General features: G+C 70.0%; 15 protein-coding genes and 1 riboswitch. Of the genes, 5 read left to right on the top strand and 10 right to left on the bottom strand.

The annotated features are described in order from the left end of the window. The first annotated feature begins 175 nt into the window (after positions 1-175). Positions 176-1,132 carry a peptidoglycan-binding protein gene (locus N802_RS20750; RefSeq protein WP_245613812.1) on the top strand — a complete coding sequence of 319 codons (957 nt, stop codon included), beginning with the start codon at positions 176-178 and terminating at the stop codon, positions 1,130-1,132. Positions 1,133-1,167: 35 nt separating this feature from the next. Here N802_RS20750 and N802_RS03255 read toward each other — a convergent pair whose 3' ends face one another. From N802_RS03255 to N802_RS03245, 3 genes are all read right to left on the bottom strand, one after another. Continuing rightward, on the bottom strand, positions 1,168-2,400 hold the full coding sequence (locus tag N802_RS03255; RefSeq protein ID WP_035912801.1) for an MFS transporter: 1,233 nt from the start codon (positions 2,398-2,400) through the stop codon (positions 1,168-1,170). Positions 2,401-2,560: 160 nt separating this feature from the next. Continuing rightward, positions 2,561-4,855 (bottom strand): ATP-binding cassette domain-containing protein, encoded by a 2,295-nt coding sequence (locus tag N802_RS03250; RefSeq protein WP_245613811.1) that lies wholly within the window; start codon positions 4,853-4,855, stop codon positions 2,561-2,563. 1 nt (position 4,856) lies between these two features. Further along, on the bottom strand, positions 4,857-5,531 hold the full coding sequence (locus tag N802_RS03245; RefSeq protein ID WP_052109374.1) for an ECF transporter S component: 675 nt from the start codon (positions 5,529-5,531) through the stop codon (positions 4,857-4,859). 89 nt (positions 5,532-5,620) lie between these two features. Continuing rightward, a riboswitch (TPP riboswitch) is annotated at positions 5,621-5,723 on the bottom strand. 92 nt (positions 5,724-5,815) lie between these two features. On the opposite strand from N802_RS03245, the gene N802_RS03240 reads away from it, so the two are divergent. Then, positions 5,816-6,085, top strand: coding sequence for a DUF4235 domain-containing protein (locus N802_RS03240; RefSeq protein ID WP_245613827.1), 270 nt, complete (start codon positions 5,816-5,818; stop codon positions 6,083-6,085). Between the two features lie 24 nt (positions 6,086-6,109). Here the strand turns inward: N802_RS03240 and N802_RS03235 are convergent, their stop codons facing one another. The 5 genes from N802_RS03235 to N802_RS03215 form a co-directional block, all read right to left on the bottom strand. After that, positions 6,110-6,373 carry a type II toxin-antitoxin system RelE family toxin gene (locus N802_RS03235; protein ID WP_035912201.1) on the bottom strand — a complete coding sequence of 88 codons (264 nt, stop codon included), beginning with the start codon at positions 6,371-6,373 and terminating at the stop codon, positions 6,110-6,112. After that, a complete protein-coding gene (locus N802_RS03230) occupies positions 6,370-6,636 on the bottom strand; it encodes a type II toxin-antitoxin system Phd/YefM family antitoxin (RefSeq protein WP_035912199.1) in 267 nt (88 codons plus the stop codon). The genes N802_RS03235 and N802_RS03230 overlap by 4 nt, the downstream gene beginning before the upstream one ends. Before the next feature lie 56 nt (positions 6,637-6,692). Then, a complete protein-coding gene (gene hutI, locus N802_RS03225; protein ID WP_035912196.1) occupies positions 6,693-7,880 on the bottom strand; it encodes an imidazolonepropionase in 1,188 nt (395 codons plus the stop codon). A 143-nt stretch (positions 7,881-8,023) separates the two neighbouring features. Continuing rightward, a complete protein-coding gene (locus N802_RS03220) occupies positions 8,024-9,346 on the bottom strand; it encodes a formimidoylglutamate deiminase (protein ID WP_035912193.1) in 1,323 nt (440 codons plus the stop codon). Then, positions 9,343-10,590 (bottom strand): allantoate amidohydrolase, encoded by a 1,248-nt coding sequence (locus N802_RS03215; RefSeq protein ID WP_035912192.1) that lies wholly within the window; start codon positions 10,588-10,590, stop codon positions 9,343-9,345. Before N802_RS03215 ends, N802_RS03220 begins: the two co-directional genes overlap by 4 nt. 121 nt (positions 10,591-10,711) lie before the next feature. On the opposite strand from N802_RS03215, the gene N802_RS03210 reads away from it, so the two are divergent. Beyond that, positions 10,712-11,197, top strand: coding sequence for an aminoacyl-tRNA deacylase (locus N802_RS03210; protein ID WP_035912191.1), 486 nt, complete (start codon positions 10,712-10,714; stop codon positions 11,195-11,197). Positions 11,198-11,276: 79 nt separating this feature from the next. Here the strand turns inward: N802_RS03210 and N802_RS03205 are convergent, their stop codons facing one another. After that, entirely contained in the window at positions 11,277-13,313 is a 2,037-nt protein-coding gene (locus N802_RS03205; protein ID WP_035912186.1) for an elongation factor G, read from the bottom strand. Between the two features lie 139 nt (positions 13,314-13,452). Between N802_RS03205 and N802_RS03200 the strand changes: the two genes are divergently transcribed. Further along, positions 13,453-14,139, top strand: a complete 687-nt coding sequence (locus N802_RS03200; protein WP_035912185.1) for a hypothetical protein — start codon at positions 13,453-13,455, stop codon at positions 14,137-14,139. A gap of 82 nt (positions 14,140-14,221) precedes the next feature. Beyond that, positions 14,222-15,550, top strand: a complete 1,329-nt coding sequence (locus tag N802_RS03195; RefSeq protein ID WP_156971256.1) for a hypothetical protein — start codon at positions 14,222-14,224, stop codon at positions 15,548-15,550. 84 nt (positions 15,551-15,634) lie between these two features. Here the strand turns inward: N802_RS03195 and N802_RS19255 are convergent, their stop codons facing one another. Beyond that, the gene (locus tag N802_RS19255; protein WP_084071841.1) at positions 15,635-17,791 is read right to left on the bottom strand and encodes an NPCBM/NEW2 domain-containing protein; all 2,157 of its coding nucleotides are present in this window, start codon (positions 17,789-17,791) and stop codon (positions 15,635-15,637) included. Positions 17,792-17,855 lie beyond the last annotated feature (64 nt).

Here is a 17,855-nt window from a genome sequence, read left to right as displayed (position 1 = left end):
GGGGTGCCGTCAGGGATGGGCTCAGGGGCGGCTCCGGGGACACCCCCACGGTTCGGCGCTGAGAGCGCTCCACGCGTGGTTCGGTCACGAAATGGCCACGCACGCAACCCGCATCCCCGCTGTAGCGTCCTGAGGGGTGGAGGATGACCGTCAATCCACAGGGCAGGGGAACGTCATGGCAGGGACCATTCGTCGGAGCATCGCGGTGGCGGCAGCGGCCGCCTTCGTGGGAGGACTTGCGGGCTGCGGGCAGGGCGCTGGGGAACGCCAGGCCGGACCGGTGGCGCTGCCGGGCAGCAGCACACAGGCCGGCAGCGCGAACGAGTCCGCGCCGTCGCAGGCTCCGAGCGTGACGCGCCAGCCGTCCACGTCCACGCCGACCACAGCCACGCCGACCCCCTCGACGAAGAAGCCGAGCGCCACGACGCCCGAGAAGCCAAGCACCACCAAGCCCAAGCCGAAGCCGTCGACGACCACCAGGGCGAAGGCTCCGGAGAAGACCCCGGACAAGGCCGCGAACCCGACGAAGCCCGCGCGCGAAGACCTCCGCGTCGGTGACAGTGGCCCGGAGGTGCTCGCCCTGCAGAAGCGGCTGTCCTCCCTGGGCTACTGGTTGGGCGAGCCGGACGGGAACTTCGGTGGCCTCACGAAGCAGGCGGTCTGGGCCCTGCAGAAGACGGCTGGCCTCTCGCGCGACGGACGGGTCGGACCGAAGACACAGCGAGCCCTCGACAACGGCGTGCGCCCGAAGACCCGCCTCGGCGGGAATGGCATCGACATCGACCTCAAGCGGCAGATCCTCATGGTCGTGCGCGGCGGCGAGGTGAAGTACACGCTGAACACCAGCACCGGTGGGGGCTACGACTACAAGCGCAAGGACGGGAGCACCGGTACGGCGCGCACCCCGAAGGGCACGTTCAAGGTCTACTACACCGTCGACGGGCAGGACGAGGGGTTCCTCGGCGACATGTGGCGACCGCGCTACTTCAACGGTGGCTATGCCGTCCACGGCTCCCCGTCGATCCCGGCCTACCCCGCTTCACACGGTTGCGCCCGCCTGACCAACGCCGCGATGAACATGATCTGGGCGCGGGACTACATGCCCAAGGGCGGCACGGTCCTCGTCCGCTGAGCCTGGTCTGCTGAGCCCCGCCGACACCGCGCTCGTCAGCGCGTGGGGGTCGCGACGGCGACCCGGGTCTCCTGGGGCAGCGTCTCGCGCGCCTTGGACCAGGGGATCGTCGCCAGCAGGCTGAGCAGGCCGGTGACACCGAAGGCGATGGCGAAGCTGCCGGAGTCGACGAGGGCGCCGGCGATGATCGGGCCGACGATGGCACCGGCATCCGCCGACATCTGGAACGCCGCGAGTGCCGGCCCGCCGTTGCGGTCACGGCCCACCACGTCGGCCATGCTCGCCTGCTGGGCCGGGTTGAGCGCACCTGACCCGAGCCCGGCGATGACCGAGAGGACCACGAGGACGGAGAGGGTCGTGGCCAGGCCCGTGGCGGCCGTGGCCACACCCGCCACGGCAAGTCCGCCGATGATGAACGGTCGACGTCCGACACGGTCACTCAGCCGACCGGCGACGTTCATGCCCACCGCATTGGCGCCTGCATAGATCGCGAGGACGGCGCCGGCAAGCCACGGTTCCTTGCCGATGTTGGCCGCGACGAAGAGCGGGAGGATCGCGTTGCGCACCCCGAAGTTGGCCCACCCATTGGCGAAGCCGGAGGCGAGCCCGGCGCGATAGGCGCTGTCCTTCCATCCCTCTCGCGCGGTCATGACCGGCAGGACGGGTGCGTCGGGAGCAGGTCGCAACGCATCCTTGCTGATGAAGAGCGCGACGAGAGCCGCCGCGAGAACCAGCGCAGCGGCATACACAAGGAAGGGCACCCGGAGGCCGAGCCCACCGAGGGCACCGCCGACCGCGGGGCCACCAATGCCACCGATCAGAAACGCCGAGCCGTAGGCCGACGACACCCGCCCGCGGATCTCCGGTGGAGCCAGGCGAACGACGAGCGCGGTCGCCGAGACGGTGAACATCACCGAGCCGATGCCGCCGAGGCCGCGGAACACGAGGAGTTGCCAGTAGGTGCTGGCGAAGGCCGTGGCGGCTGTGGACGCGGCGACGATGAGGAGTCCGGCGAGATAGATCGGGCGCTCGCCGAGCCGGACGATGAGGCTGCCGCCTGCGGGCGCGAAGATCAGGCGGAAGAACGCGAAGGCGCTGACGACGATCGCGCTCGCCGTGGCGCCGACGCCGAAGCTCTGGGCGAACTGCGGCAGGACCGGCGTGATGAGACCGAAGCCGAGCGCGATGACGAACGCCGAGGCCACGAGGACCCAGATCTCACGCGGGATGCGAGCACGCTCGACGGGCGCGGAGGTGGGGGTGGCCATGAGGGTGACAAGTATGCCGGGCACCCCCGACATTCCCCCACTCGATTTCCGCTCGCCTCACCGCGGTCCCGAACTCACCCAATTGGACGGTTGGGGACGGACCGGCCGCGTGCCCAACCGTCCAATTGGGTGAGTTCGGTACGCGTGAGTGAGGGACGGGTCAGGGACCGGCGAGGAGGGCTACGGCGATCGGGACGAGGGCGCCGAGGACGACCAGGGTGTCTGGCCACCGCCAGGGCGCCGCCGCGAACCACGTCCGGCGCGACGCCGACGCGAACCCGCGCGCATCCATCGCCACCGCGAGGTCGGCCGCCATGCGCAGCGTCCGCACGAGCAGCCCGAACGTCACCGTGGCGAGGTGCTTGACGAGGGCCACGGGTCGACGCGTGTCGACGCCGAGCCCGCGGACCCGCCGGGCCAAGGAGATCTCGGACCAGACCTCGCCGAACGTGTGCACCCGCTGCAGTGCCGCAGCGAGGGCGACGACGGGACGGGCCGGCATACGGAGTCGTTGGGCCAGGTGGTCGCCGAGACGATCCGGGTCGACAAGCGGCAGGAGCACTGCGGACGGCAACACGATGATGAGGACCCGCAGGGCCGCCGTGAACGCCGTCGTGAGGTCGTTCCCGCCGAGGAGCCACGTCGACCAGCCCACCGACAGCGCACCGATGAGCCCGGGCACCATGCGCAACGCGACCCGCTTGAGGCGGCCGCGAGGGCGGGGTCCGGGGCCGCGCCCCGCCCACAGGGCGACCACCGCCAACACGACCTGCACGGCCAGGACGACGACTGACGTGCGCCAGTGCCCCGGGATGATGCCCGCGGGGATGGCGACGAGCGCGCCGAGCAACAGCGCGAGGGGGCCCGCGTTGGCGGCGAGCACCCGCCGGGGCTGATCGACCGCCGGCGCCTGCGTCGGCGGCGACAACTCGACGACGTCGTCGGAACGCTCGATGAGGGCTGCGTCGTGCGTGGACACGACGACCGCACCTCCGGCGTCGCGGTAGGCGTCGAGCAACCCGACGACCGCAGCCCACGTGTGGCGGTCCTGCCCGACGGTGGGTTCGTCGGCGAGCAGGAGTGGTGGCCGGTGCAGGATCGCCGAGGCGATCGCGAGGCGGCGCTGCTCGCCGCCGGACAGTTCGCGCGGGTCGGCACCCTCGAGGTGTGCCAGCCCGAGTGAGGTGAGCAGCGCGTGGGCCTCGACGACCCGCTCGGGAGTCTCCTGACCGAGCGCCCGGCTCGCGACGAGGACTTCGTCGAGCACGGTGCGCCCGATGATCGTCGAACTCGACCACTGCGGCACCCAGCCGACGTGCGCGGCGAGCTCGGACGTCGACAGGTCCGCGACCGGGCGATCCTTCGCGAGGACCTCACCGGTGGCCGGTGTGAGCGCGCCCGCCAGGCCCAGCAGCACCGTCGACTTTCCGGAGCCACTCGGCCCGACGAGCGACGTGGCACTCCCCGGCTGGGGCGACAGCCCCGACTCCAGCGCCGCCGCGGTCCGGGTGCGCGTCGACCCGTCGACGAGCCGGACGGTGCGGTCGATCGTGAGGGCGGTGGCTTCGATGTCCTGGCTCGAAGCCCTCTGGCCCGGCGTTCCCGCGCGCAGCGCAGCCGGCATCACCGGACTCGGAGACGGTGCACCGGGCACCCAGATCCCCATGTCGAGCAGCCGCTGCCGTTCCTGCTCCAAGACGTGGCGCACGGGACCGTCGGCGACGAGCCGGCCGTCGTCGTCGAGGACGAGCATGCGGTCCACGAGATCCACCCACGGCCCGAGCACGTGTTCCACGACGACAGACGTGATCGGGTATGCCGTGAGCGCACCTTTGACACTCGCCCTCACCTGGGCGGCGTGGCCGGGATCGAGCATGGCCGTCGGCTCGTCGAGGAGCAGCACGCTCGGCTGGAGCGCGAGCGCACCCGCGAGGGCGAGACGCTGGGTCTCGCCGCCCGAGAGGGCCGAGGTCGGGGTGTCGTGGGACTTGTCCAGACCCACCGCTGCGAGCGCGGTGGTGACATCAGCAGGCATGGCGGCACGCGGCATACCCAAGTTCTCCAGACCGAAGGCGACGTCGCGCCCGACGGACGAGGCGACCACACCGGCACCGGGCTCCTGGAGGACGAGCCCGACCTCGCCGGCGCGCGATCCGGGGATGTGACCGTCGATCGTCACCGAACCCTTGAGCTCGCCCGCATCAGCCGTCTCGAGGAGTCCGGCAATGGCTCGCAGCAACGTCGACTTGCCCGACCCGCTCGGCCCGACGAGGAGCACACGCTCGCCGGGGAGCAGCGAGACCGACACGTCGCGCAGGACCGGTTCACGGCGACCGAACGGGCGCCACGTCACCCCCGTGAGGGTGACGTGGCCGCCCGTGGTGCGTGCCCTCGTGAGACCGGCGCCGTCCCCTCCGCCAGCGCCGATCTCACGAGAGGCCACATCTGATGCCACGTCAGACAGCGCGGTTCTCGCGGTGCTCCTGACCGGGTGGGAACGCGTTGAGCGCACCTGCTGCGGCCAACGCCTTGGTGAGCAGCCATCCACCGACGCCGGCGACGACCGCGCCCGAGAGGGCGAGGACGCCGGCATAGGCGACCTTCCAGGCCATCGACCAGTCCTGGATCCAGGTGAACGACTCGTAGAACGCGGCGAACGGGCCGGCCAGTGCACCGGCCAGCACGGCGGCGGCGATGCCGAACGCGCGGTAGCCGAGGAGAGCGAAAGCCAGCTCCGTGCCGAGGCCCTGCACGATGCCGGACACGAGCGTGGTCGCGCCCCACTCCGTGCCGGGGATCATCGAGACGAGAGCTGCGGTGACCTCGCAGAACAGTGCTGCGCCGGGGCGACGGACGACGAGCCCGCCGACGACGCCCGCGAGGAACCAGGGGCCGGCGAAGAGGCCACCGAGCGGGGCGAACCCGAACGTGATGGCGCTGAGCGGGCCGCTGTAGAACACGCCCCAACCCCAGAACGCGATGCCGAGGGCCGCGCCGAGGAAGGCGATGGTGAGGATGTCGACGGTCCGCCAGCCCAGGAGCGGGCGGGTCGCCAGGATGCTGCGGCCGCGGCCGGTGAGGCTGGTCGCGGAGGTCTCGGCTGCTGCCGATTCCGTGGTGGGTGTTGCCATGATGCTTCTTCTCCCGTGGTCTCCGGACGTCGTCCGGTGAGTACCTCGGGGGAGGTGCTCCCGAAAAGCCCTGTCGGCCTTCCTCGGTTTCACCTGAGAACTCGACTCCCTACGCCGGTGCGAACCGGATCAGGTGTGAGGGTCTGCGGTCTCCCGCACTCTCAGCGCTCGCGCGCTCCCCTGTCGTTGACGGTGGTCACCCTACTCCCTGTGTGTGGCAGGCTGGAAGACGCGAAGTCGTTCGTGCGCGCATCTGGCACCTCAAGGGAGTGATCGTGGGCAGCATGGTGTGGAAGATCCTCGGGACCGGTTCGGCGATCATCGCCGGCATCGCGGCGACCAAGGTGGCCGATCAGATCTGGCAGAAGGCGGGGCAGGACAGGGCGTTCGACCCCAAGGACCCGGACTCGCCGTTCACGACGGCCCTCGCCTATGCCGCGCTCACCGGCCTCGCCGCCGGTGTCGCCCGGACGATGGCGACCCGCAAGGCGGCGCAGTACTACGCGAAGTCGGCCGGTCACAAGCCTGGGGCGATCCGCGACCACGACCTCTGATCGGTGGGGGCTGGGGCGCCCCCTTCAGCGGCGCGTATAGATGTCACGGCGGTGGCCCAGCGCGATGACGAGCACGAGCAGGACGTCGTCGTGAACCTCGTACACGATGCGGTAGTCGCCCGTCCGCACTCGCCACTCTCCGTCCCCGCCAACCAACTTCTTGGCACCGGGGGGTCGGGGCTCGTCAGCGAGCAGTTCGACGGCCGCCTGAATTCTGCGACGCACCGGCGGATCCAGCTTGGCCAACTGTCGCGCTGCTGACCGGCTGATCTCGATTCCGTAGGTCACGCGAGGCCGAGATCGGCTTTGACCTGCTCCCACGGGATCGGGCCTTCGCCCGACTCGACCATCTCGACGCGGGCGGCTCGCGCTGCCTCAATGTCTGCCAGATCTTCGGCTGCCTCGATGAGGCGGTCCAGGTCATCCGCGTCGATGACGGCGGCGACACGGCGTCCGCGACGCGTGAGGAACACCGGCTCATGCGCCACCCGAGCGGCGTCGACCACGTCGGCGAGTCGGGCTCGGGCCTCGGTCACGGTCATGTCACTCATGCCTCAACGGTACGCTGGAACCGCTGAACTGTACATTTCAGCGGCTTTTGCGCGAATCAGCTCAGGGTTCGGGCGATGGGGACTCCGGCGCGGTAGGCGAGGTGCAGGTGGCTCGGCGCATCGAGTACGGCCAGGTCGGCAGGACCTCCCACGACGATGCCGCCGATGTCGTTCCGGCGCAGGGCCTTGGCCGACCCTCGGGTGGCTGCCCAGACGGCTTCGCTCGGCGTCATCCCCATCTCGCGCACTGCCAGCGCGATGACGAAGGGCATCGAGTCGGAGTAGCACGTGCCCGGGTTGCAGTCCGTCGCCAGCGCGACGGAGACACCGGCGTCGATGAGGCGCCGCGCGTCCGGGTAGGGCGAGCGGGTCGAGAACTCCACTCCGGGGAGCAGGGTTGCGGTCGTCGTGTTGGCGGCCTGGACGAGGGCGTCGACGTCGGCGTCGCTGAGGAAGGTGCAGTGGTCGACACTCGCGGCCCCGAGCTCGACGGCGAGTTGGACGCCGGGGCCGTGCCCGAGTTGGTTGCCGTGGACACGAAGCTGCAGTCCGGCGTCACGGGCTGCTTCGAGGACGGTGCGCGACTCGTCCTCGGTGAAGGCGTGGGGTGAGTTCGGTTCGCAGAACACGTCGGCCCACTTCGCGTGGGGCGCGCAGGCTTCCAGCATCGGTCCGATGACGAGCTCGACGTATGCCGTCCGCTCATCCCTCGCTTCCGGTGGCACGACGTGCGCGCCCAAGAACGTTGTCTCCGTGGTGAATTCACGCGCGATGCGCAGAGCACGGGCTTCGTCCTCGACGGTGAGGCCGTAGCCGCTCTTGATCTCGACGGTCGTCGTGCCCTGCGCCCGCATCTCGGCGACGCGGCGCCCGACGAGTTCGCGGAGTCGCTCATCGGAGGCGGCACGGGTGGCGTCGACGGAGACTCCGATGCCTCCCCCGTCGTAGCGCTCCCCCGTCATCCGTGCGGCGAACTCCTCAGCCCGGTCCCCGTCGAAGACGAGGTGGCTGTGGCTGTCGACGAAGCCGGGCAGGACGGCGCGGCCCTCGAGGTTGATGCGGCGGTCGGCCGCGGGGGCGTCGGCGGAGTCTCCGATCCAGGTGATCCGGCCGTCCTGCACGACGAGAGCCGCATCGCGGCGAATCCCGAGGCGAGTGTCGTCCGCAGCGGAGGCGGCGCGGGCCGGCGCATCGGAAGCGGCGTCGAGGTCGCAGGTGACGAGCTCCCCGATCCCCACGAACACCGTTGCGTCAGCGTCAACGGTCGCTCTAGGAGCCGTCGACGCTGACGCTACGGAGGCGCCGCCAGCCGCAACGTCAGCGTCAACGGTCGCTCTAGGAGCCGTCGACGCTGACGTTGCGGGGGTGGGGGTGGAGTGTGGGGTGGTCACGGTGCGCTCCTCACGGCGGCGATGGATTCGGCGACGAGGTCATCCACGGGGCCAAGCGTGTGAACTCCGCCGTAGACCACACGCTTGCCTCCGACGATCACATCGGTGACGTCGGCGCCGGTCGCGCCGAAGATCAGCTGTCCCGGCGCAACCCCGCTCGTGCGGCGACTGTCGTGACGCACGGCCACGAAGTCCGCGAGCGCACCGACCACCAGCCGGCCACCATCCCAACCGAGACTGCGGTAGCCCGCCACCGTGCCCATCTCGAACAGGGCACCGATCTCGAAGCGGCCGCGTTCGTTGGTCACGAGGCGCTCGTGCATCTCGACCCCGCGGATCTCCTCGAACGGGTCGATCACCGCGTGCTGGTCGGACCCCAGGCTGAGCGACACTCCCGCGTCCGCGAGGGCCCGCGCGGGTCCGATTCCGTCGGCAAGGTCCCGCTCGGTCGTGGGGCAGAAGCAGGCACCCGATCCGGAGCGGCTCATGAGGTCGATGTCGTCATCCGTGAGGTGCGTGGCGTGGACCGCCGTGAACCCGTCGTGCAGGAGGCCCGCGTCGTCGAGATGCTCGACCGGCGTCCTGCCATAGACCATCTGCGTCGTGACGTTCTCACCCAGTTGTTCGCTGACGTGGGCATGCACTGGCCGGTCGCCCAGGACGTTGGCGAACTCGGCCAGGTCATCGGCGGGCAGGGCCCGCACGGAGTGAGCCGCCGCGCCGATGCGCACCACCTCGCTGTCCCGCAGCGCCTCCACGCGTTCGAGCCAGTTCTGTACCGACCCGTCGGAGAAGCGCTCCTGGACCTCGTCGAGCGGCAGGTGGCCGCTCGCGTCCAACCCACCCGACAGGTAGCACGTGTCCAACAGGGTCAGCCTGATCCCGGCTTCTTCAGCGGCCGCGATGAGGGCCGCACCCATGGCGTTCGGGTCGTCGTAGGGCTGGCCGCCCGGCCCGTGGTGGAGGTAGTGGAACTCCCCGACCACGGTGTAGCCCGCTGCCACCATCTCCGCGAAGACGCCTCTCGCGAGGGCGAAGTAGGTGTCAGGGTTGAGCCGCTGCGTCACGGCATACATCTGGTCGCGCCACGTCCAGAAGTTGCCGCCGTCCGCGTGGGTGCGTCCACGGAGCATTCGGTGGAAGGCGTGGCTGTGCGCGTTGGCAAACCCCGGCAGCACGACACCACGCAGCCGCACGTCGCCGTCGCGGGGCTTGGTGTCGGTGGCGACCTCCGTGAGGAACCCCTCGGCGACGGAGAGCCGCACCCCGTGGTGAACCTTGTCGGGGAGTTGCGCGTGCTCGCACCAGTAGGACGTCACGACGGGGCGCCTCCGCCGGCGAGGTCCGTGAGGACGGACGCCAGAGCGTCGACTCCTGCGAGGCAGTCCTCGGACGTCGCAAACTCCTCCGGGGAGTGCGAGATCCCGGTCGGGTTGCGGACGAAGAGCATGGCCGTGGGGACGCCGGCGTTGGCGAGGATTCCGGCGTCGTGTCCTGCACCGGTCCCGATGACGGGTATGCCGCCCAGCCGGGTGGCGATCCGACGCGCCAGTCCCGGGTCGAAGGGTGTCGAACCCGTCCACGAGTCCTCGACGACGAGGCCGCCGAAGTCGTCGACGACCTCTGTCACGTCGGCCACGACGGCCCGGACGGCGGCCTCGTCGGCACCGCGGGCATCGAGCCAGCCGGTGACTTCGCTCGGGATCGCGTTGACACCCCCGGGCGTCACAGCGACCTTGCCGACGGTGGCGACGCAGCCGTGGGATTCGGCGGCGCGGCGGGCCGCGATCACGGCGGCGGCGAAGCCGAGCATGGCGTCCTCTCGGTCCTCCAGCCGGGTGGTGCCCGCGTGGTTGGCCTCGCCCAGGGTGCGAATCCGCCAGCGCCCGTGTGGCCAGATGTCGCTGCCGACGGCCACGGGGACATTCTCGTCCAATGCCGAGAGGTGGCGGCCCTGCTCGACGTGGAGTTCGACGAACGTGCCGATGCGCCGGACGGTCTCGGAGTCGGGCCCCAGGTCCTCGGCCGAGCGGCCAGCAGCCGTCAGGGCCTCAGCCATCGAGAGTCCGTCGCTGTCCGTGAGGGAACGTGCCCGGTCAGCCGTCATCGCCCCGGTGAGCACCCGCGACCCGGCACACGCCACGCCGAACCGAGCACCCTCCTCGTCAACGAAGTTGACGATGCCGATGGGGCGATCCGGCTCGAATCCCCTGTCGCGCAAGGCATCCAACGCCGCGAACGCGGACACGACTCCCAGCGGACCGTCGAACGCTCCGCCATCGGGAACCGAGTCGAGGTGTGAGCCGGTCACGATCCCAGGGCGTCCAGCGGCCAATGCCCCGTCGGGGTCGCCCCACCAGGCCCACTGGTTGCCGACCCGGTCCACCGTGACGTCCAGACCGCGACGCCGGGCCTCGCCCTCGAACCACTCGCGCAACGTGTGGTCCTCGCGCGTCCACGCGAAACGGTGATAGCCACCAGATTTCCCGTCGCGCCCCACCGGGGTGAGGTCTCGCCACATCGCGCTGAAGGTCACCGGCGCCTCTTCCGTCCTCGGGGTCATGGATCACCCGGGGAGGTCGGGGATCACTGCCCCCATTCCACACCCCGAAGCGGGGCGCACGACGGGGCACACGGCATACGTGTCTGGAATGCCAGATGCTTCCGGCACGTACAGTCCTGTCATGAGCGATGCGAACGAGACCGACGGGGCACGACGGGCGCGCGAGGCACTCGAGGCGAGCGGCATTGAGCACACGGTCGCGCGCTACGGCCGGGCGAACTCCCTGGCCGAGTCGGCAGCGCTGCGCGGGCTGGAGCCGCGCGACATCATCAAGACGCTGGTCGTGCGGCGTGGGTCGGGCGACTACCTGTTCGTCCTCGTGCCCGGTGACCGTGAGATCTCGTGGCCGAAGCTGCGTGAGCACCTCGGGGTGAGCCGCCTGTCGATGCCACCGGCCGACAAGGCCAAAGATGCCACGGGCTACGAACGCGGCACGATCACACCGTTCGGGTCGACCACGGCCTGGCCGGTCATCGCCGACGCGACCGTCCCCGGGCGCACGATCTCGATGGGCGCCGGCGAGCACGGGGTCGGCGCCACGGCTGCGGCCGACGACATCATCCGGGCGCTCGACGCCGAGGTCGTCGACGTCACCGACCCCGCCTGACCAGACCGACTGATTGCCCGTTCGGCCAGTGAGGAGCTGCGCTCTCACTGGCCGAACGGGCAATCAGTCGGAATGTGGGTCAGGTGGTGGTGACGAGTTCCTTGGCCAGGTGCGGCGGCAGGTAGTCGTAGCGCGCGAACCGCCGAGTGAACGTCCCCGTCCCGTGCGACACCGAGCGCAGGTCGATCGCATAGCGCGACAACTCCAGCGCCGGGATCTCGGCGTGGATGACCGTGCGCCCCTCGTGCTCCGACGGCTCCGTCCCATGCACTTGCCCGCGACGTCCGCGAAGGTCGGCCAGGGTCGAGCCCACCGACCCGTCGGCGACGTCGATGTCGACCGCGTCGATGGGTTCGAGCATGGCCACCGTCGACTCGTTCGCGGCCTGGCGCAGGGCCAGCCCGGCAGCCGTCTGGAAGGCCATGTCGGACGAGTCGACGGAGTGCGCCTTGCCGTCCACGAGCGTCACGCGCACATCGACCGCCGGATAGCCCGCCAGGATGCCGCGCTCCAGCTGCGCCCGCGCGCCCTTCTCCACCGAGCCGATGAACTGGCGCGGCACCGCGCCACCCACGACCTTGTCGACGAACTCGATGCCGGACCCGCGGGGCAGGGGTTCGACGCGCAGGGAGCACACGGCGTACTGCCCGTGGCCGCCCGACTGCTTCACCTGACGCCCCTGGACCTCACAGGCCTGGACGAACGTCTCGCGCAGGGCCGTGCGCAGTGGCTCGGCCTCGACCGCGACATGGTGTCGCTCCTCCAGTGACGACGTCAGGAGTGACACGTGCGCCGGACCCATCGCCCAGATGACGACCTGATGGGTCTCCGCGTTGAGATCGAGCCGCATCGTCACGTCCTCGGAGACGAGCGACTGGAGCACTGTCGCCAGTTTGTCCTCGTCACCCTTGCTCTTCGCGTGAATCGCCACTGGTAGCAACGGTTCCGGCAGCACCCAGGGCTCGACCAGCGCGGGCTTTGCCGGTGACGACAGGGTGTCCGTCGTCTCGGCGACCGCGAGGCGGGCGACGAGGACGAGATCCCCGGCGATGGCCTGCGCCTTGGGCATCGACTCATCGACGAGCGGGGCCGCCAGCGCACCGACGCGGTCGAGGTCCTCGTCGTGGTCCGCGTGCGCGCCGATCTGCTCGCCGGCGAACTGCTGCAGGTGCCCCGAGACATGCACCGCATCGTCGGGGCGCAGCGTCCCCGAGAACACCCGGACCAGTGACTGTCTCCCGACGAACGGGTCGGTCGTCGTCCGCACCACCTCGGCGACGAGCGGTCCGGCCGGATCGCACGACAGCTCCCCGAAGGCGCCACCGTTGGTCTTGAACACCCGCGGCAGGGCCGACTCGGCCGGGGAGGGCAACCCCTGCTCGATGAGCCCGAGCAACTCCTCGATCCCCACGCCGCTCGTGGCGTGGGTCGGCAGCATCGGGAAGAACCGACCCGTGGCCACTGCGGTGTGCAGGTCGGCGCGCACGGTGTCGAGGTCGACCTCCTCCCCCTCGAGGTAGCGCTCCAGCAGGGTCTCGTCCTCGGACTCCTCGATGATCGCCTCGAGCACCTCACCGCGTCGCTCTGCGATGAGGTCGACGAGTCCGGTGACCTCCGACCCCGGGCCGTCCGGCTGAACCGGCTCGGCGATGGCCTGGGCATCCCCGAAGATCCGCTGGCACGATGCCACGGTCTCGTCGAAGTCCGCCCGCGCCTGCTCGAGCCGCGTCACTGCGATGGCGCGCGGCATGCCGACGGCGGAGCACTCGCGCCACAGCATCTTCGTCGACTCGTCGACCCCGTCCGCCCCCGAGACGACGAAGAGGGCGGCATCCGCCGCCCTCAGCCCTGCCCGCACCTCCCCGACGAAGTCGGGGTTGCCCGGCGTGTCCAGGAGGTTGACCACCACCTCCCCGCTGGCGAACGTCGCCGCGACGAGTCCCGTTGAGGCAGACCGGTCCTCGTCCTTGGGCCGCCGCCCCTCGACCCGTGCGGCGACGAGGTGCTCGAAGAGTGTCGACTTGCCGGCACCGGGCGGCCCGACGAGGACGACGTTGCGGATCTGCTCAGGGCTGGCGGGGGCGGGTGCTTCATCGGACCCGGCTGCGCGGTTCATCCCCTCACCTTGCTCCGCTTGGCTCAGCGGCACAAGAGGCGCGCGTATGCCGTTCAGTCGGCTTCACGGCATACGTCGCCCGACCGCGGAGTACCGTCGGAGAAGGCGAAGCGCCACCACATCGCCATGCGGAGCAGCCATGGAAGGGATGCCCAATCCGGACTGGGACAAGGTCTCCGGGTGGTTCGACGGCTCAGATCCACGAACCACCCGGGCGATCAGTTGGGGCGCCATCGCACTGCTCGCCATCGCGTTCGCCTTGACGCTCGGCTCATCCGGCGGCGAGCAGCACTCCCCCAACGTTCAGTCGAGCCCGTCCGTGGCGGCCGGCTCGTCCCCCAGCGTGGGTCTCATCGAGCCGGCATGCACCCGCGCACCGAGTCCACGGGTTCCACGTCGGCCGGACCCCCGGCCACCGGGCCTCGCCAAGTTCTCGACCGGACCAGTCGGGCCGGGCGCGGTTGTGGAATCGACTCGCTGGGGCCAGGAGGGCCGCGACGGGCTGTGGGGCGTCGCGGCAGTCGCCGGGTGCGACGCCGCACGGTTGGACGCAGTCTGGGTCGACTCCAGGGGCCAGAAACATCGGCACCAGATCAGTGATCCCGGACAGTCCGTCATCGGCGTCGTGGCCAATGGCCTCGACGGAGCCATCTCGGTCTACGCCGTGCGGGCGCAGGCAGAGGGGCCGCTCTCGGCGATGCTGCACATCAGCACGGACTGGGGCGCGACCTGGCAGGAGCGCGTCGTTCCGACCTCTGCCGAGCCGCACGTCCGCGCCGGGGTGCTCTCCCCGGACTGGAGGCAGTGGCGGATCCTCACCCGCTGATCCTTGCGAAACCACTGTCGAGGCCGAGGCATGCGGAGGACCATGGATGGACGACTGACGCTGCACTGACAGGATGACCGCCATGACCGGGATCCAGGAGGAGACTCGCTCCCGCCGCCGGTTCGGCCTGACGACCGTCGCCGGGTTCGCGGCCCTCGCTGTCGCCCTCTTCGTGCTCATGCCGGACGAGCGTGGGGGGACCGCGAAAACCTCGCCGCGGCCCTCGAGTTCAGGCTCAGGTTCGACAGCCACGACTGAGCCGCGTCCGCTCGCATCGTTGTCCCTCGACGAGGTCCGTAGCCAGGGCCAGCCATACAGCGATCTCGTGTCGGCGGATCCCGGGCGAACTGCCTCGGTGCAGCTCGTGGCTGCGTGCCCGGAAGACCAGAACCCCTTCGAGGAGTTCGGCAAGAACTGTCGTGCCATCTGGGTGATCGCGAACGATGGTGACGAACTGCTCACCGAGGCGGCAGGGCCGCACGCCAATCCCATCCTCCTCGGCGAGGGGTTGTTCCTCCATGCGTACGTTCGCGAAAGCATCACGGGCGCAGCCGGCCCGATCGACGCCTTCCTCGTCGACGGCGGCTCGATGACCCTGACCACCCTGACGGTTGCCGAGACTGCCGGGGGTCCCGGTCCGGGGCGCCGTCTCGCTCCGTGCGTCGTCCCCTACGGTGCGGCGGCGTGCGTCGTCGACCTTCCCAAGAAGCGGCTGGAGTACCTCGACCCCGCAGCCCTCCCCCGCTGGCTCAGTGAGTACGTCAGTGGCGACTGGCTCGCGAACGGGTGGCCCACCCCTGACGGCCAACTGGACGCCCGGTTCGGCCCCGTGATCCCACTGGACAACGACGCTTACTACATCCCCGAGTGGATCGGTCCGACAGGTGATTCGAGTGGGCCGCTGCTGGTATCGGCGTCGATGCGTGCTCCCGCTCCCGTGGCCCTCGGCGACAGCATCCGCCCCACACGTGGCGTCCGGTGGGTTCCCTGCGTGCCGGAGGAACAACGGCTCTGCCGCCTCGAACTCAAGACCCGCACCCTCCACCCCATCGACCTACCGTTCGGACCGGGTGTTCAGTGGGCGCACAACACCCGGGCTGGATTCTGGGGTCTCCTCATTGAGGATGGCGACTCAGCTGGTCAGAAATCGACGGCGGTCTGGGTCGACCGCAACGGAGCCGAGCATCGCCACCAGCTCGACTCGTCGTCGGGGCACGTCACCCTCGCTGACGGCGGCACCAGCGACGCGATGACGTACTACGCGATCACCCCGAGCGGCAACAGGCTCCACGCCAGCCTCGACCTCGGGAGGTCCTGGCGCGTCTTCACCGTCCCGGACACGGTGACGCAGGCGGACATCGACGTCGGCCGTCTCCCGTCCAGCTGGCGAACCTGGCCCAAGGCCGGCTGAGTCGTCGTTCGGTGACCAACGACAAAGGCGGGGTATGCCGTGTCGCGAGCACACGGCATACCCCGCCTTGGTCTGTGGCTGGGATCAGAAGGTTCCGCAACCGGAGGTGAACGGCTTGCCGGCGAAGCGGTCCTCGAGGAAGGACGCCGCCGCGGTCGCGCTCGTCATGGCGCCGCCGACGTGACCGGGTGCGACGCTCGACTTGAACGCCACCTGGGCGCCCTGGTCACACCAGCGCAGTCCGACACCACGACCCGCTTCGAACGGGATGACGTCGTCGTAGCGGGAGTGCGTCAGGAGCGTGGGGACCGCCGGCGCGCGCCCGACCCCGATCTTCTGCTCCTCGACGATCGAGGCCCACTGCGGGTCGTCGATCGTCTGCGGCAGGGAGCGGCCGTCGAGCGTGAAGTTCGCCGTGTTCGCCCACGCGTGGGTGAAGAGCGTCTCCGGCACGCACTCGGTGGAGACGTCATCCATGAACGCCTTGCCCCGGGAGTTGAGCAGCGCGTCGAGGTCCATGTCGTACTCCGCCGACAGGCCCAGCGTCGCGTAGGCGAGGAACCCGACGTAGATCGTGCGGTCGAGGTTGTTCGCGACGATGCGGAGGTCACCGGGTGTCCCGCCGGCGACGGCGCCGACGAGCTTGAGTTCGGGCGCATAGGTCGGGGCGAGTTCGGCCGCGGCGGCGGACGCACCACCACCCTGCGAGTAGCCGGTGATCGCCATTGGCGTGTTCGCCGGCAGGCCTGCCACCGTGACCGCAGCCCGGAGCGAGTCGAGGACGGCGTGGCCCTGAGTCTCACGGTTCATGTAGGTGTGCATGCCCGCCGTGCCGAGGCCTTCGTAATCCGTTGCCACGAGGGCGTATCCACGGTTGAGGAGGCCCGCCATGAAGATGGTCTCGTACTCGAGACCCTTGGGCGTGAGCTTCGACGGTGCACACGAGTCACCGACACCCTGCGTGCCGACGGCGAATGCGACGAGAGGTCGCGGACCGGGGCCGGTCCACGCCGTCTTGGGCACGACGACCTGGCCGGTCACGGGGATGTCGTTGCCGCGACCGTCAGTGGTCTTGTACATGATCCGGGTCGCGGTGGAGTTGGCGTTGCTCGCCTTGAACAGCGTCCAGAACTGCGACGGTTCGGTCCGGACGACGGCACCGTTCGCGGTCGGGAGGTTCGCCGGGTTGGCGTAGAACGCGTCACCGGTGGCGTCGTTGCCGCACCAGAACTTCGCGTCGGCCCAGTCGGCGAAGTCGTTGTCGGTGCCGTAGTCCAGCTCCTGCACCACGAGGTCGACGTAGGCCGCGCCCTCGATGTTGGCCGAGAACGCCTGGGGTGCGTGCCCGCCGGTGAGCCGGGTCGTCGACGCGACCTGCAGGCCGTCGGCGTAGAGGTGGAACGACGCGGTGCCGTAATAGGTCACGTCGTCGATGCCCACCTTGGCGGTGAAGGTGTTGCACTTCCCGCCGGTGTAGTAGCGGATCCGGGACTTCCCGAAGGTTCCCAGACCCTTGGTGTAGGTCGTGCCGCCGATCCTGAGCGCACCACCGTCCCCGGCGGCCTCCTGACCGTTGGAGCGGTCGCGCTCGACCGGGCCCTTGGCGTTGGAGGCGCTCTCCCACTCGAGGTCACTGGCGAAAGTGGCCGCCTCCGGTGCCGTGGGGACGACCTGCGGCGCGCGGACACCGTCGCCGCTGCACTCGAACCTCGCACCGGCCCAGTTGGCGTGGTCCTGGTGGATGTCGTCACCGGCGCTGCCCACGACGAGATCGACATAGGTCGCGCCGTCGATGTCAGCGAGGATCCTGGACGTCTTCGACGCTCCCGTGAGGACTGGCGTCTGGGCGACCGAGAGCCCGTCGGCGACCACGGTGAACGTCACCGAGCCCTTGTTGCCGACCTCATAGTCGAGGCCGACGTCCGAGACGAACTTCTCGCAGTTGCCGCCGAGGTGGTAGCGGATCACCGAGTCGGAGTGGACTCCGAGACCCTTGGTGTACCACTGCTCGATGTATTGGTTGCGGCCGTCGCCGGCCCGGTCCTCACCGTTGGACTTGTCCTTCTCGACGGGCCCCCACCCGTTGGTCGCCGAGACCCACTCGAGGTCGCTGGCAAAAACGTTGCCCGTGGGCGGGGCCGGATCGGCCGCCTGGGCGCTGGGTGCGACGGCGATGCTGGTCGCCGCGAGCGCTGCGACCGCAAGAGTCGCCACGCCGGAAAAGACACGTCGTTGTGTCACTGGTCCTCCTTGACCGTTGTGCAGACCGGCGACAGGGGATCGCAGGTCCTACGCGTCGGTAACT

It is taken from the genome of Knoellia sinensis KCTC 19936 (assembly GCF_000768705.1).
In the GTDB taxonomy this organism is placed as follows: Bacteria; Actinomycetota; Actinomycetes; order Actinomycetales; family Dermatophilaceae; genus Knoellia; species Knoellia sinensis.
The sequence above is the reverse complement of the archived record's forward strand: the minus strand, read 5'-3'. Positions and strand labels throughout refer to the sequence as shown.